The organism is Chryseobacterium sp. 3008163, from assembly GCF_003669035.1.
Taxonomy (GTDB): Bacteria; Bacteroidota; Bacteroidia; order Flavobacteriales; family Weeksellaceae; genus Chryseobacterium.
Genome location: NZ_CP033070.1, coordinates 1,622,424 through 1,637,189, shown reverse-complemented (window position 1 = coordinate 1,637,189; position 14,766 = coordinate 1,622,424). Strand labels below are relative to the sequence as shown.

Annotated in this window: 15 protein-coding genes and 1 tRNA gene; all 16 read right to left on the bottom strand. The window is 33.9% G+C overall.

Annotated features, from left to right (window positions below; all coding sequences use genetic code 11):
- Window positions 1-53: 53 nt before the first annotated feature.
- Window positions 54-2,855 carry an aminopeptidase gene (locus EAG08_RS07410; RefSeq protein WP_228446817.1) on the bottom strand — a complete coding sequence of 934 codons (2,802 nt, stop codon included), beginning with the start codon at window positions 2,853-2,855 and terminating at the stop codon, window positions 54-56.
- Between the two features lie 69 nt (window positions 2,856-2,924).
- Window positions 2,925-4,304 (bottom strand): orotidine-5'-phosphate decarboxylase, encoded by a 1,380-nt coding sequence (pyrF, locus tag EAG08_RS07405; protein WP_129534890.1) that lies wholly within the window; start codon window positions 4,302-4,304, stop codon window positions 2,925-2,927.
- A 190-nt stretch (window positions 4,305-4,494) separates the two neighbouring features.
- Window positions 4,495-4,839, bottom strand: coding sequence for a YkvA family protein (locus EAG08_RS07400; RefSeq protein ID WP_129534889.1), 345 nt, complete (start codon window positions 4,837-4,839; stop codon window positions 4,495-4,497).
- A gap of 82 nt (window positions 4,840-4,921) precedes the next feature.
- Window positions 4,922-5,461: a TlpA family protein disulfide reductase gene (locus tag EAG08_RS07395; protein ID WP_129534888.1), complete on the bottom strand. Its 540-nt coding sequence runs from the start codon at window positions 5,459-5,461 to the stop codon at window positions 4,922-4,924.
- A gap of 83 nt (window positions 5,462-5,544) precedes the next feature.
- Complete coding sequence (locus EAG08_RS07390; protein WP_129534887.1) at window positions 5,545-6,108, bottom strand: thioredoxin family protein; 564 nt, start codon at window positions 6,106-6,108, stop codon at window positions 5,545-5,547.
- Window positions 6,109-6,125: 17 nt separating this feature from the next.
- On the bottom strand, window positions 6,126-7,196 hold the full coding sequence (aroC, locus tag EAG08_RS07385) for a chorismate synthase (protein ID WP_129534886.1): 1,071 nt from the start codon (window positions 7,194-7,196) through the stop codon (window positions 6,126-6,128).
- A 50-nt stretch (window positions 7,197-7,246) separates the two neighbouring features.
- Window positions 7,247-7,678: a hypothetical protein gene (locus tag EAG08_RS21960; RefSeq protein ID WP_228446816.1), complete on the bottom strand. Its 432-nt coding sequence runs from the start codon at window positions 7,676-7,678 to the stop codon at window positions 7,247-7,249.
- 80 nt (window positions 7,679-7,758) lie between these two features.
- A complete protein-coding gene (locus EAG08_RS07380; RefSeq protein ID WP_228446815.1) occupies window positions 7,759-8,883 on the bottom strand; it encodes an LIC_10190 family membrane protein in 1,125 nt (374 codons plus the stop codon).
- A 53-nt stretch (window positions 8,884-8,936) separates the two neighbouring features.
- Window positions 8,937-9,203 (bottom strand): glycine zipper domain-containing protein, encoded by a 267-nt coding sequence (locus tag EAG08_RS21955; protein WP_228446814.1) that lies wholly within the window; start codon window positions 9,201-9,203, stop codon window positions 8,937-8,939.
- Window positions 9,204-9,644: 441 nt separating this feature from the next.
- Window positions 9,645-9,715 (bottom strand) — tRNA-Cys (locus tag EAG08_RS07370).
- A 49-nt stretch (window positions 9,716-9,764) separates the two neighbouring features.
- Window positions 9,765-10,274 (bottom strand): RDD family protein, encoded by a 510-nt coding sequence (locus tag EAG08_RS07365; RefSeq protein ID WP_164998540.1) that lies wholly within the window; start codon window positions 10,272-10,274, stop codon window positions 9,765-9,767.
- A 31-nt stretch (window positions 10,275-10,305) separates the two neighbouring features.
- Window positions 10,306-11,667, bottom strand: a complete 1,362-nt coding sequence (locus tag EAG08_RS07360) for a DUF4403 family protein (protein WP_129534884.1) — start codon at window positions 11,665-11,667, stop codon at window positions 10,306-10,308.
- A gap of 25 nt (window positions 11,668-11,692) precedes the next feature.
- Window positions 11,693-12,076 carry a dihydroneopterin aldolase gene (gene folB / locus EAG08_RS07355; RefSeq protein WP_129534883.1) on the bottom strand — a complete coding sequence of 128 codons (384 nt, stop codon included), beginning with the start codon at window positions 12,074-12,076 and terminating at the stop codon, window positions 11,693-11,695.
- 6 nt (window positions 12,077-12,082) lie between these two features.
- Entirely contained in the window at window positions 12,083-12,550 is a 468-nt protein-coding gene (locus EAG08_RS07350; RefSeq protein WP_129534882.1) for a hypothetical protein, read from the bottom strand.
- A gap of 444 nt (window positions 12,551-12,994) precedes the next feature.
- A complete protein-coding gene (gene nadA, locus EAG08_RS07345) occupies window positions 12,995-14,014 on the bottom strand; it encodes a quinolinate synthase NadA (RefSeq protein ID WP_047445216.1) in 1,020 nt (339 codons plus the stop codon).
- A 116-nt stretch (window positions 14,015-14,130) separates the two neighbouring features.
- Window positions 14,131-14,694, bottom strand: a complete 564-nt coding sequence (gmk, locus tag EAG08_RS07340; RefSeq protein WP_129534881.1) for a guanylate kinase — start codon at window positions 14,692-14,694, stop codon at window positions 14,131-14,133.
- Between the last annotated feature and the right edge of the window lie 72 nt (window positions 14,695-14,766).

Here is a 14,766-nt window from a genome sequence, read left to right as displayed (position 1 = left end):
GTTTTGACTAAATGAAACAGCTGCATGATGATAATCGCAGCTGTTTTTTAATATTAGTACCAACCTCTTCTCGCAGCATTAATAATGGTGCTTAAATTTAAAATCAAAGTATATCTGATTCGTTTTCCGTAATCTTTAAACCCAGGCTCAAAACCTAAAGTAGATTGTACTGGAAAATAAATCTCAAGAAAATCGGGGATCAGTTTTACTTTCACACCGCTATCCCAGATAAACTGTGTCGGATTGTTTTTGTTTTTATAAACTCCCGCATCTGCGTAAATATGAAAAATTTTCCAAACGCTGGTGTCGACGTTTAATGACGTAATAAATTGATTAACCGTTCCGGGAATGAAAGATTTAAAACCACCATCAGCCAAAATAAATTGTTGCGAGAGAATTCCTCCGGTTGCACTTTGTCCCAAGAGGTTGTATGAAAAAGAATAGTCGGAAACTCTTGCAATTCCGAAGTCGAAAGTGTTGTTTCTGGTTTCGTTTCTGGCAAAATATCCGGCAAATAATCTTAAACTTAATTTCTGTCTTGGTGCAAATTCCCATCTGTAAAAAGCTTCCCCGGTGATTTTATTGAAATCTTTCATCGCCTGAGTGCTGATGCTGAAACTTTTCTCATGAATCATCTGATTATCGGCATATCCATATCCTAAAGCCCAAAGATTATACTTGTCATAATCACGGTTTGCAATCATTTTTGCATTCAGATCTCGCTGAAAATAATTGTATGAAAAACTCGCGCCCTGACTAACAGTGCTTCGCGGATCTTTTCTGAAATTAATATTGGAGTACAGAGAGCCTTTGCGATATGCCAAATCATAATCGTAATGAAAATACGATCCGGAAACTCCGAAAGTTAAACTTCGAATGACGCTTTCTGCAGGCAGAAAAGAGTAGGCTACTGCACCCGACCCTGTAAGTTTTCCGGTTCCTGTACTGAAAGACGGAGTAATAGAATACAAAAATTTCTGATCAAAAAGTGACTGGTTTTTAAAATTCATCCCAATCAAAAATTTGTCATACGTGTTGGTAAAACGAATTCTCGGGTTCAGGTAAATTTCATTGAATTCCGGATTGGGAATATCTTTGATCAGTTTAAATTTAATTTTTTTTGAATTTGAAAATAATCCTTTTGTATACAGAAAGTTATCTCGGTAATTGGCTTCCGGGAAAATGTAATCGTCATTTAAAGTTATCTTATAAATGTTTTCTGACGGAAGATTAATGGTTTTCTGTCTTTCGTTTTTCTCGGTTTCTATCCAGTACGATTTTTTCTCGCCGCTTCTGGTTTGGGTTTCCAGTTTTACGGGAATTGCATCATCTGTATTTTTAGCAATTCTGATTTCCAGAGAATCTTCTTTAGTCTTAAATTTTTTAAGTTTAAAATTAACTCGGTTTTTCTGTTTTAAAAACTCGGTTAAATAATCTGTGGAGGGTTCTTTTTGAGAGAGTTCTTTCAAAAATGCTTCAGGATTGATTGGTTTGTCTCTGTTTTCTGCGATATATTTTTTAACTAAATCATTGAAGTTTCCTTCACCCATTTTATTCGCAGAAAAACTGAAAAGACTTCCCGTCTCAAAACTGCTGATGGCCATATCGTTGAAATTACTCAAAGCAGAAAATGGTTCGTCAATTTTTTGATCCAAATTCTGAGACATAATGTATTGATATGCCAAGCCATAACGGTCGAGCAACTTTACGTCGGATGCGTGAAACCATTTTAAAGGTTTGATTCCTAAAATATTGGTTTCGGGAAGATTGCCCAGAAGTTTGGTTTCTCCGTAGAATTTTTTCAGATATTGAGTTTCAAGATAAGATTTCAGTCCGTTTTTGAACCAATGGTGATCTTCTTTATCGGTGATAAGGCTTTCGTCTAAAATTTTCTTGGCGATAATCCCAAAATAGTCGAGGTCAACCTTTTCAGCATCTGTGAAAAGTTTAAAACGATATTTCCAAAAACTGATGTCGTTATTTCCGAAAAAATCTTCCTTAGTTCTGAATTTATCTGAAATAAAAAGTCTCTCAGGAACAAAACCTATTTTCTCTTTGATAAATTTTAAATGCAGAGGAAGATAAAATTCCAAATTCTGAATCTCTTGCGGACTGATATTATAACCAAATTTTATTTCAGTACGAATGTCTTCCGTATTCACATTAATCGTAGGGAATTGATTGTGAGAAATAATAAATTCAGGGTCAGAATCTAAATATCCGTTGAAAGAATTGATGTTGTTCTGTTGAAGATTTCCTTCCACAAAATAATTAATTGGGAGATCAAAATTAACCGTCCAATGGGTATTGAAGTTCACCGATTCTTCGATGTCGTGGTAATTTCTTTTAGAAATATTGTCCGGATCAAAGTGATCCGGAACAATAAAGAAATATTTTAAAGCGATGTTATTTTCAGAAGTTCCGTAACCTGTAAAATTTTTATCAGGAAGTTGAATCTGATACTGTAAATCTAATGTAATGCTTTCGCCAACTTGCAAAGGTTGATTGAGAATAAAAAATAAATTTTCTTCAGAAACATTGCTGACGGAAACGGGCAGATTCTTTTCGCTATTAATTTTAAAATCTAAAATTTTACCTAATGCTTCCGGCTTTGCAAAATGGAGACTGTTATTTCGGTCTTCGAGTTTTCGGTAGACTAAAGATGTTCCTCTTTTGTTGTAAGCGGCCACCCAATTGAGAAGTTTAATGCTGTCTAAGGGTTTTTCAGAGTGATTATGATAAATAATTTCCTGATTAACTTCCAGAATTTTTTTGTTCTGAGATAATTTTGCAGCAATATAAATGCTGTCTTTTGTGCAGAAACCTGTACAACTCCCCAAAACAAAATAAAACAAATACTAAACTTTTTCAAATTGATGATAAAGCACCAAATATAACTTATTTAAAATATAATGAAGATGATTTTACTGCTGAATTGCTTTTTTTTCTAAAGAATTAATATAGGCTTTCCAACCTTCATTTTTGTAAGTTACAGCGGCTTCTCCCGGGTTTTCAGATTTGTAGATTCCTCTTCCTACGATAATGAAATCGGTATGAAGCGTTTTGAAAACATGATCCGGAGTGTTGTATTGCTGACCTTTTCCATCTCCCGAATCTGCAAGGTTCACACCTGGAGTAAACAATAAAATTTCTTCAGGAATTGCATTTTGAGAAACACCACCAATCACATTTGGATGTGAAAGAGCAACTTTTAAAGCTTCTTCTCTGTAGCTGTTTGTGGTTAAAGTTCCTTTAGAAGACATTCCGATAATCGCAACAACGCCTACATTTTTGAAACAGTCTAAAGATTCAAAACCGCCAATTACCTGAGAAGTTACGAAGTCTGCCCAATCTGTAATTTTGAAAACTCCGCTTGTAAACTGAAGTTCCTGAGTGTTTCCGATGTCAGCAAATTTTCTGTCTTCCATTAATAAAAACTGATGTTTTGCAGCCAGTTCTTTCAAAGGAACGATCGTATTTTGATAATCAAAATCAGAAATAATATCGATGTGTGTTTTTAAAGCAATGATGTGTGGGCCAACTTTATCTGCCAATTCAAGCAACTCTTGTGTAGTAGTCACATCTGCAGAAGCAATAAGGTTTGATTGTTTTGCTAAAGCAGTTTCTAATAATTTTTTTGAAACCGAATGTTGTGCATTTTCATACTTTTCCTGATATGAAAGTCTTGTTTTTTCTTCAAACTGAATGTGGTTTCCGGCAAGAAAATCCTGAATTCTTTTCACTTCCTCATCAGAAAGTTCCCCTTCTTCCTGAAGAATAGTGCAAACTTCTGAAATGTTGAAAAGGGTATGAACTCTATAGCCTTTGCTTTCTAAAAGTTGTTTTCCGCCTTGCTCTCTGTCTAGAACAACTACGATATCGGCAACTTTAAGGTCTTCCTGTTCAACTTCAGAAATGGTTTCTATCAAAGATTTTCCGGAAGTAATTACATCTTCTACCAAAAGGCAGTTTTGTCCTTTTTGGTAAATTCCTTCAATTAATTTTTTGGTACCGTAGTTTTTAGCCTCTTTTCTTTTAATAATTAATGGAATATAGCTTTCAAGAGACATCGCTGTAGCCATCGGAAGTGCAGCGTAAGGAACTCCGCAAATCAAATCAAAATTATCCAAAGGAAGCATTTCCAATAAATAATTTGCCAAATTTTTTAAAATTTTAGGATCTGAAGCCAAAGGTCTTAAATCTACATAAAACGGACTTTCGATTCCGCTTTTTAAGGTAAATCTTCCGAATTTGATGATGCCAAGCTTGTAGCACTCTAAAAAGAATTCTTTTTTACTTTCCATTATTTTTTATTAGATGTTGCAAATTTAAGGAAATGATGTTAAAAGTCAATTGTGAATTTTGCTTCATGGGTAAATAGTGAATTTAAATTTAAAATTTTCCGTCAATATTTTTAAAACTAGCAAAGAAGTTGCTTCAATAGTTACTTTAAAGTTCATAAAAAAACCATCCCGATAAGAATGGTTTTGAATTTTAATTTACAATTTCGGCATCAATTATTTTTGAGCCCTCGGTGCCATATTTTCTCTCAGCTTCCCAAAGTAGAAACTTGTCTACTTCTCTGATCAGTTTCGGAATTGCTAAAGATAATACTGCTAAATCATCTAAAACTCCTGCAACGATAACGAAATCCGGGATGATATCAATAGGAGAGATTACATAGAGGAGACCAATTAACGGTAGAATAAGATCTATCGATTTTACCGGATATTCTCCTTTTCTCCACATTTTCACCATTCTGAAAATGTCAGGAATTTTTTTTACGAAGCCTTTGTGGCTGATAGCTTCTTTAGCTAAATTGAGTTTTGAATATTTCATTTTGTGTTTATTTTTAAAAATAATTTTTAACTCTATAAATTTCGCAAATTTTGTACCAAGTAATTATAATATTAAGTTAAAGTTATTTAATGATATTATCAATAAACTGATGGATAGATTCTGCGTCCCAGTCAGTTGCGGCGTCTTCTTTGATGAGGATTCTTCCGTTTTCGTCGAGTAGGAAGGTGGTTGGGAATGCCTTTGGAAGTATCTTTTCAGAGATTGGGCTTTGTGCAATATAAACGGGAACTGTGTAATTGTTTTCCTTTAAAAATTTTCTGACCGCTGCTTCTTCATCTTTCATCGCAATCAAAACGAAATCGATGTTTTCCTTTCGTCTGTCATACAATCTTTGGATGGATGGCCATTCTTTTCTGCATGGCGGACACCAAGTTCCCCAAAAATTCAGAAAAACAGGTTTGTTTCTGAAATTCTTCATATTGGTACTCGGAACATTGATTCCCTGAAGGTCGATGTCATAGTCATCAGCTTCAATATGTACAGCGTTTTCTATCGTTGCAATCGGGAAAAATAAGTCTTTAAGAGAATTTCTAATTCCGGGAACTAAAAATACAGCTCCCAAAACTGCAAGTACAATGACATATATAATTAATTTTTTCATGTTGATTTTTATTGTTTTTAAAGGTTACATGTAATCGCTTACTTCCATAACTGTCTTATGAATCAAAACAAATCATTGCGATTTCATAATAACTCTAAAATTTCCTGAATCGAATCTTTCCCTCTGTTTCTGGAATAATAAATCTGCAGGTCATTATAAAATAATTCTTTCGGGTATTCTTCAGGATTTGCTTTGAATTTTAATAATAAATCATGTCCGAATTTTGGTCTCGGTCCCCATGAATTTTTTACATTAAAATCTTTGTCCAATATAATAACTTTCGGGATAGATTGTGTGCCATTGGTCAAAAATTGATCAATCAGGCTGCTGTCGCTGTCTCTAAGGAAAATTTTCACTTCATTTTGACCTTCAAAAAATTTTACCAGAGCAGGAACAGTTGCGCTGGCATCACCACACCAGGCTTCAGAAATAATTAAAATCTTTCCATCGAAGTTTTTTGATTTTAGCTCATTCAATTGTTCTTCGTCGATGACAAACTTCTTCAACGTTCTGTCCATTCTCTGAATGCCGAGTTCGTAATAAGGTTTGTATTCAATGTCTTTTGCGTTGTCAGGATTATTCAATCTATGATTGGCAATTTGAAGATATTCGTCGAAGGTTATGGCTTTGTCCCAGTAATTTTGCATTACCTAAATATTTAAGTTTAAAATTGATTTAAATTTCTCGTTTTGTTAATCAAAAACAAATCGGCCAAAACAAAAGCCGCCAGACTTTCAACCACAGGTACTGCTCTTGGAACAACACAAGGATCGTGTCTGCCTTTTCCTTCTACAGTAACGGCATTTCCGTCTTTGTCGACACTGTTTTGAGGTCTTAAAATGGTTGCAACAGGTTTGAAAGCCACTCTGAAATAAATATCCATCCCATTTGAAATTCCACCTTGAATTCCACCTGAAAGATTTGATTTTGTGGTAAAATCCGTATTGAATTCATCGTTGTGTTCGCTTCCGGTCATCTTTGCGCCGCAAAAACCGCTTCCGTATTCAAAGCCTTTGCAGGCATTGATATTCAGCATTGCTTTTGCTAATTCTGCCTGTAATTTAGAAAAAACAGGTTCGCCGATTCCAACCGGAACATTTTTGATGACACAAGTAATTGTTCCGCCAATCGTGTTGCCTTCTTTTTTAATTTCTTTGATTTTTGAAATCATTTTTTCGGCAGTTTCTGCATCCGGACAACGAACTTCGTTGCTTTCGGTCTTAGAAAAATCTAAAGCCTGATAAGGTTTCTCGCAGAAAATTTCACCTACAGAAGAAACGTAAGCATTGATTTCGATGTCTGATAAAAGTTGTTTTGCCAAAGCTCCCGCAACGACCCAATTGATGGTTTCGCGTGCAGAAGATTTTCCGCCACCACGATAATCACGGATTCCGAATTTTTGATCATACGTAAAATCAGCATGACTCGGGCGATATGATTGGGCGATGTGATCATAATCTTTTGACTTCTGATTTTCATTTTCAATCATAAAACCAATTGGAGTTCCCGTAGTTTTTCCTTCAAAAATTCCTGAAAGAAACTTTACTGTATCACTCTCTTTTCTTTGCGTAACGATTGCTGACTGACCGGGTTTTCTGCGGTCAAGCTCGTATTGAATTTTGTCTAAATCGACTTCCAGCCCTGCTGGAAAATTATTGATGATTCCGCCATACGCCAAACCGTGACTTTCGCCGAAAGTCGTCAGGCTGAGCAGATTCCCTAAAGTATTGAACATAGTACAAAATTACCGATTTTTATTCAGATAATAAAGTCTTTGAATGGTTACTATTTATAGGAGTTTTTGATTTTTTCTGTGAGTTTTTTGACTTGTTTTTCTTCTTCATGATTCATTTTTTTTGAAATGAAGCCTTTTTGGATGTTATTTTTATCAATAAGTTGTGGGAAAACTCCCGCTTTCTGATAGTCGAAAACATAACTTTCAGAAATCGCAGGAATAGGAGTGTCGAAGTTGAAAGGATATTTTTCTGAAACATTAAATTTTAAATTTCCGGCTTCAAAAGAATGATACTTTTTGTTTTCGTAGGTTGAAGGTTTGTATAATTGCTTCCATTCAAATTTCCCCATAAATGATGACATTCTGAAGCTGGGAATCAACTGCGTAAGTACGATTGGAAAAGTTAGAAAGCTGATGAAAATTAAGCTTAAAAGAGAGTAGGCAATCATCGATTTTCTTTTTGTAAAAAAATCTAAAAACATCACGAAAATAATCACAAAAAATATATCTATAAAAAATCTGTATTGTGCTGAGAATAATAAAACTAAAACACTTTTTATAATCAATGAAATGCAGATAAAAGTGATGATTTTATTTTTTTAATGAAAGTGAAAATGGTAAAAACAATTAAACTCAGAACAAATAAAATGTTGATTACTGATTTTATTCCATCTAAAAACAGCCAGTTTTTTATGTGGTCGAATGTTGAGAATTTCTGAATTTCTTCGTAAGAATATTGATTGTCGAAAGTTTTCTGAATGGCATATTGAGATGAAGAATTTAACAATTCTACATTGGGTTTCCAACTGAATCCAAAATCAATCATTGAGACCGGGAAAACAGGATAGCCGAATGTCCAGATATTTTTAAAATAAAATAAAAAAAGAATTAAAATTCCTGGAAGGAAGGTTTTAAAATGAGATTTAAGAATAAAAATAGAGTAGAGAAATGTCAAAATCGGCAACCAAATCATTGTTGGCTTTATCGCAAAAACAAAAACCGAAAATGCAAATAGCAGAGAAGTATTTTTATTATTTACTAAAATCTCATTTAATAAAATTAAAGAAAATACAATCACCGGCAAATCAGGACTTGGAGATTGTGAAAACAAGAACAATATTGGAAGAAAACATAATTGAATCCAGCTTTTCTTTTCAATAATGTATATTAAATACATGATTAGTAAAACTGCATTTATTCTTAAAAAAGGATCAGTAAAATTGGAAAATCCAGCCTGAAAAATATGCCAGATAGACATCTGCCCAAGCACAAGATCAAGGTTTGAAATACCTTTTACCAAACCATATTCCCGCAGCCATTGTATGTTCGGTAAATAATATCCAAAATGGTCTAAAATATAAGGGTAAAACGAGCTGCAGAATAAAATAATGAATAAACTTACAGCAAATAGGAAAATATCGTTCTTTGAGAATTTATAAAAAATCAGGAATAATTTTTCTCTAAAAAAGTAAAATAATCCAATTAAAATTGTCGGAATTTCGATAAATACATTTAATGGAATAAAGAAAGAAAGGACCGTCCAAATCATGCTGATTCCGAAAATTCCAAATATCAATTTTCCTGAAATTCCTTCAAAAAGCTGTTTGTTGAAAATGATTTCAAGAAATTTCCCCCAACCTAAAAGAGTGGGAATAATGATAATTGAAGTGAGTAAGATGAAAAGCATAAAAAGATTGCCTAAAAATAAGCAATCTTTTTAAAGTTTTTGAAATGATTTATCTATTTTGGCTGTACTCGCCCACTTTTTCTATCCTGTGATCTACCCAAAGTATATCCTGTTGCACCACCAATGATACCACCAACTACGGCACCACCACCACGGTTTTTCTTATTAACAATGGCTCCTAGTGCAGCTCCACTGACTACACCAATTGCTGTACCTTTCGCAGCTTCACTGATTCCCTTTTTCTTAGCAGTAGTTCCTTGTGAAGAACCGCCTCCGTTGCTTGCAACACTATTATTAGAAGAAGGAGTGTCTCTGTACACCGTTCTTGTTTCTCTTATTACCTGTGGTTTTGCGGCAGCTACTGCTGCTTTTTCTTTCTGAACTTCCGCTATACTGTCAGTTCTTTTTGAGTTTCATATGCGAATCTCTCTTTCTCAATCGCTAATTTTTGCTTTTCTATTTCAAGTTGTCTTGCCTGAAATTCTATTTTTGTTGTTCGAGCGTCTTTTCTGCAACTTGATCGTCTTTTTTACAGGCTGTGAGTGTAATTACCGACACAAGTCCTGCTAACAATATATTTTTCATAACTCAAATTTTAAAAATTGATTAAACTTTACAGTTTTCTAATGTGGTATGTTCAATTATGAAGCCAAGTTTTAGTTAAGTAAATGTTAAAGTTTTAAAATTCTTTGTTCTAGAGACTTAGCTAAGGTATAATTGAAAATAAAAAAACTCCAATCGAAAGATCGGAGTTTTTTACGAGGTGCCTAGCGGATTCGAACCGCTGTAGATGGTGTTGCAGACCACTGCCTAGCCGCTCGGCCAAAGCACCATTTTTAGGTGGTGCAAATATAGAATTTTTTCTTATTCAAACAAAGTTTTCACGCTATTTCTTTCTTTCCAAGATCTTCAATATCGCTTTTAGCCTGTTTTTCAGCCTCATAATTTTTGATGGAGATTACTCTTGTATCGCTCCAGCTGTCGTGCCATCCGTTCTCACCTAAAAAGGATAGCGCGTCAAATGGTACAAGTCTGCAAACGTTTCTTATTAAATAATCTTTTAGCTTCGGCTCTGTTCCGTCGGTCATGATGACTTTCGTTCCTATCACGAACTTTCCGATACTTCTACCTTTCGTAAAATATTCTAAGAGAAAAATATAAATGAAAAAGATAATATTTGTCATGATAATATCTGCAAGCCTACCTATTCCTTCGAGTTGGTCAAAGAATTTTGTAAAATAATAAATCCCCAGAATCCCGTCGATAAGACCTCCAATGATGGCAAACGCAAAAAAGAACATATTAAAAACGATTCTATCAATCACAATGCTTCCAAGTCTTGCCCATTTTGTAGCTCTATGTCTGTCGATTATTTGTAAGTATTTTCTCATAGTTAACATTGATTTTAGTTTTATAATAAGTTTAAAATCCTTTCAAAGTAAATCTTAAATTGGCGTTGGTATCAATCACAGCAGTAATTCCGGAATCGTTTAGAAGAATCTGATGTGGCTTCAGATTAGATACTTTTCCATTCATTTTCAGACCTTTGTAATATTCTTTGTTAAAGGCTTCTTCAATACTTTTTTTAGATGAAGTTTCCAATTCGGCCGTAGGGATTCCGTATTCATCTTCAATCATTTTTACAATTTTTCCTTTAAAAAGAGAAGTTGCTAACTTCTGAAGAATGTTAGCTGTTTTGAGCTTAAATTTTGTGTCTGAAAGTACTATTTTTCTTTTAGTTTCGTCATAAACAGGAATGCCCGAAATAAAAACTGTTCCTTTCACATAACCTTCCGTATCAGCTTCTATCATAATCCGGTTTGCTTCGCCATAAACTTTGATATCCGAAATTTTCACCTTAGAATCCCTGATGTCAAATTCTTTATTTAAAAAAGTTTTTTTTGCAATATTTGTGGCTTCAGAAAACGGAATATTTGCGGTCGTTTGCAATACAAACTGGTCTGCCAAAAGTGGAATAAAATTAAAATTCATCACTGCTTTTGCGGGGTGCGAAGCTTCAGGTTTTGTTCCTGTATAAGTCTCGGAGAAAATATCGATGCCGATATTGGTGTCAATTTGATTTCCATAGAATTTTAAAGGAGTGATATTGACGTGGATTGGCGTAATTTTTAACCAGGTATTATATTCTTCAGAAATATTAAAAGGTTGAGAAAAAGCATTCCAAGCTAAAACTGCATACTGTTGGAAATTCAGTTGCGAAGCCATTTGCTGATCTATGGTTTTGCAGAAATTGTATTGTTGTTCTTTCAGGCTTTTCTCAACAAGAGAGGTGATAGGAATTTCAACTTTTCCGAAATCCAAAACAGGTTTTTTCACCCATTTAAAGCCTGTTGGCTGAGTAAAAGTGGTGATAGACCAATTGTTTTTGAAATCTAATGTAGTTTTAAAATACATCACGGTTTCAAAAGTTGTCTCCTGATAGGTGTAGACTCCCAATGTTCCGATGCCTTTTTTTGCCCAAATTTTTAATGGAACTTCAATCAAAATGCTCTGATTTGTACTTCCAACCAAGCGTATTGGCCGGGTTTTCCAGACTTTTACTTTAAATTGGTCGTTATCATTGTCTGTATAAGAATCATCCTGAAAAATCAGATCTTTTACCGAGGTATTGATCATATTGCTGATTTCCGACAGCGGAAGCGTCACCGGCATCGTAATGCTCGATTTTATTTTTGGAAAATTATAAATGGCATCACCGGACGTATTGGTTTGACCAAAAATACCGATGGACAGCAATAGAAATAATATTTTAACTATTTTCACTGTGTTTTGATTTTAAAACTGAAAATTACTCATTTTCTGTAATTCCGCCTAATAAAAAACTTTTTTCAAGTTCAATACTTGCTCCTTTCATTTCACCTTTCATTGGTGGACTCGTTTTGGTGATTCTTAATTTGATGTAAGAGATCTGATTGAATTTTTCGTTGATTTTATTGATAATTCTCCCGGCAACATGTTCAAGCAATTTCGACTGAATTTTCATCTCATCATGAATAATTTCATTAATATCTGCATAACTTATTGTATCATTCAAATCATCAGAGACTGCAGCATCCCACAAATCTGTATGAATTTCTGCATTTAAAATATAGTATGTCCCGATAATGTTTTCTTCAGGAAGAACACCGTGGTAAGCGTAGATTTTAACGTCTTCTAAAAATATTTTGCTCATGTTTTTTTAATTTAATCGATCCTTATCAATCAGATTGAATTTTACCTGATTTATAACGTTATTTTTATTGGCTAAAAATAATATTTTAGCAGCAAATTCTCCATGAATTCTATCTTCATTTACATCAACTAGAAGTTCTTCTAATGTAATTTTATAAAGATTTGCTGGAAATTCATTCAGAAAGTTGATGACTTCTGATAAAGCCTCATCAATTTTATTTTCATCAACAAGACAAAAATACTTTATTTGAGATGCAAATTCATTTGATTTATTTTTGCTCGAAACCAATTCCGCATAATAAAAAGATTGACTGAAATCATTCAGGCAATAATAACTGTAGGATATAGATATATATTGATGTTCTTCTAATTTAGGATTAATATCTTTTAATGGCAAAAGTAGTTGTATGGCATCATCATAACGTCCCTCATCATGAAGTTTTCTAGCTTGAATTAATATTTCCTTTGGTGACATCTATTTATTATATTTTCGAACTAAAAAAGCGAGTGAAAAAACCCGCTTTAAAATTTATTTGATGCTTTTCAAAAGATCAAGCATTGCCTCTATCGGTTCTAATGCTTTGGAAAAAATCTTTGGTAAGCATAAATTTTTATGTTGTCTTAAAAAAATCTATACAAAAATTTATCCAATTTCTTTGGTGTAAAAATCAAGAATAATAGTAATCGACGTTATTAACCAAAACCAACAAGAAAAAATGAATGCATAAAAAATAACTAAAGCCATTAAATAAAATAGTGTCATAGTTGAGTAAGAACTATTGATAACTAATTCATAATCATCAATTAGAAAATAAATTAAAAAGGCAACTATAAATATTGAAACCAAATATTTATATATTTTGAATGCCTTCTTAAATGCACTATTCATTTCTTGTGTTTTCTTTGTATCAGTCTCTTGTTATTTAATACTTTTTGAAAGATCGAGCATTGCCTCAATGGGCTTCAGTGCTCTCAGTCGAAGCTCTTCTTCAATGATAATCTCAGGAAGTTCATATTTCATACACAGATACAGTTTTTCCATTGTATTTCTCTTCATGTAAAAACATTCTGAGCAATTACAGCTTTCGTCAAAAACCAAAGCAGGAATCAGTTCTTTGTGTGGTGCACGTTTTCTCATTTCGTGAAGAATTCCTTCCTCAGTTGCGATAATAAATTTCTGACAGTCGTCTTTTTCAACAAAATTCAAAAGCGCAGAAGTCGAACCGATGAAGTGAGCCAATTTTAAAACTGCTTCTTCACTTTCCGGGTGTGCAATCATTTTTGCATCAGGATTATCCGCCAACTGTTGGGCGATTCTTTCCATTGAGAAAGCTTCGTGGACTATGCAGCTTCCGTCCCAAAGAATCATATCACGTCCGGTTTTTTTAGATAAATATCTACCTAAATTTTTATCCGGAGCAAAAATAATAGGCCTGTCAGTCGGTAAAGCTTCAATCACTGTTTCAGCGTTTGAACTAGTTACGATGATGTCGCTTTCTGCCTTTGTTTCTGCATTACAGTTGATGTAGGTTGCAATCAAAGCATTTGGATGTTGCTCACGCATTTTTCTCAAACCTTCTCCTGAACAACCGTCTGCCAAAGAGCATCCTGCCATTGTATCAGGAAGAACTACTTTTTTAGTTGGGTTTAGAATTTTTGCAGCTTCTGCCATGAAATGTACTCCGCAAAAAACAATCATATCGGCGTCTGTATCTTTCGCCTGCCTTGCCAATTGAAGAGAATCTCCCAAGAAATCAGCAATATCCTGAATTTCTCCCGGTTGATAATAATGCGCAAGAATAACGGCATTTTTTTCTTCTTTCAGTTGGAGAATAGCTTTTACCAAATCTTCTCCTTGAGGAATAGCGATATCTTTTAAATCTAAAAATCCTTTTACAGGAAGTGTAGATTTAGCTTTTTCTAATGTTTCGGTGCTCATGTCAACCTGTGTTTTTATTTTATCAAAATTAAAAGTAAGAAATAAGAAGTTAGTTGTGATTAAATTTGATTTTTTACAAATCAAACTTCCATCATCCCGCTTCCAACTTCAAACCTTTATTTTCCGATAAACCTTTTTATTAAACTTTCTATTTCTATTTTTGCCTGATCCAAATCGCTGTTAATAACGATTTCGTCAAATTCTATCGCATAGGTAAGCTCTTCTTCAGCTTTTTCTACGCGGGTTTTGATGGTTTCGGCATCATCGGTATTTCTTGTGATCAATCTCCGTTCCAATTCGGCAATCGAAGGTGGTTCAATGAAAATGGATAATGCTTTTTCTCCAAAATATTTTTTTAATGAAATTCCGCCTTTTACATCTACATCAAAAATAACAACTTTTCCCTGATTCCAGATCTTTTCGACCTCAGATTTCAGAGTTCCGTAATATTTATCGGTATAAACCTCCTCAAATTCAACAAAAGCTTCTTCAGCAATTTTCTGTCTGAATTCATCAGGCGAAATAAAGTGATAATCAATCGCATGAATTTCACTTCCTCTCGGCTGTCTCGTTGTGCATGATATGGAAAATTCCAATTCCGAAATTACTTCCAGAGAATGTTTTACCAATGTTGTCTTCCCGCTTCCCGACGGTGCTGAAAATATGATAACTTTTTTCATTTTTGTTGTTGGTTACTGGTTGTCGGTTGTCTGTGTTTGCGGAAGAATACCGAAAACCATCAACCATCAACT

Bases quoted from the DNA above. Each gene is read 5' to 3' on its own strand.
- pyrF (WP_129534890.1), bottom strand. From the start codon at position 4,304: ATGGAAAGTAAAAAAGAATTCTTTTTAGAGTGCTACAAGCTTGGCATC.
- EAG08_RS07400 (WP_129534889.1), bottom strand. From the start codon at position 4,839: ATGAAATATTCAAAACTCAATTTAGCTAAAGAAGCTATCAGCCACAAA.
- EAG08_RS07395 (WP_129534888.1), bottom strand. From the start codon at position 5,461: ATGAAAAAATTAATTATATATGTCATTGTACTTGCAGTTTTGGGAGCT.
- EAG08_RS07390 (WP_129534887.1), bottom strand. From the start codon at position 6,108: ATGCAAAATTACTGGGACAAAGCCATAACCTTCGACGAATATCTTCAA.
- aroC (WP_129534886.1), bottom strand. From the start codon at position 7,196: ATGTTCAATACTTTAGGGAATCTGCTCAGCCTGACGACTTTCGGCGAA.
- EAG08_RS21960 (WP_228446816.1), bottom strand. From the start codon at position 7,678: ATGTTTTTAGATTTTTTTACAAAAAGAAAATCGATGATTGCCTACTCT.
- EAG08_RS07380 (WP_228446815.1), bottom strand. From the start codon at position 8,883: ATGCTTTTCATCTTACTCACTTCAATTATCATTATTCCCACTCTTTTA.
- EAG08_RS07365 (WP_164998540.1), bottom strand. From the start codon at position 10,274: ATGAGAAAATACTTACAAATAATCGACAGACATAGAGCTACAAAATGG.
- folB (WP_129534883.1), bottom strand. From the start codon at position 12,076: ATGAGCAAAATATTTTTAGAAGACGTTAAAATCTACGCTTACCACGGT.
- EAG08_RS07350 (WP_129534882.1), bottom strand. From the start codon at position 12,550: ATGTCACCAAAGGAAATATTAATTCAAGCTAGAAAACTTCATGATGAG.
- nadA (WP_047445216.1), bottom strand. From the start codon at position 14,014: ATGAGCACCGAAACATTAGAAAAAGCTAAATCTACACTTCCTGTAAAA.
- gmk (WP_129534881.1), bottom strand. From the start codon at position 14,694: ATGAAAAAAGTTATCATATTTTCAGCACCGTCGGGAAGCGGGAAGACA.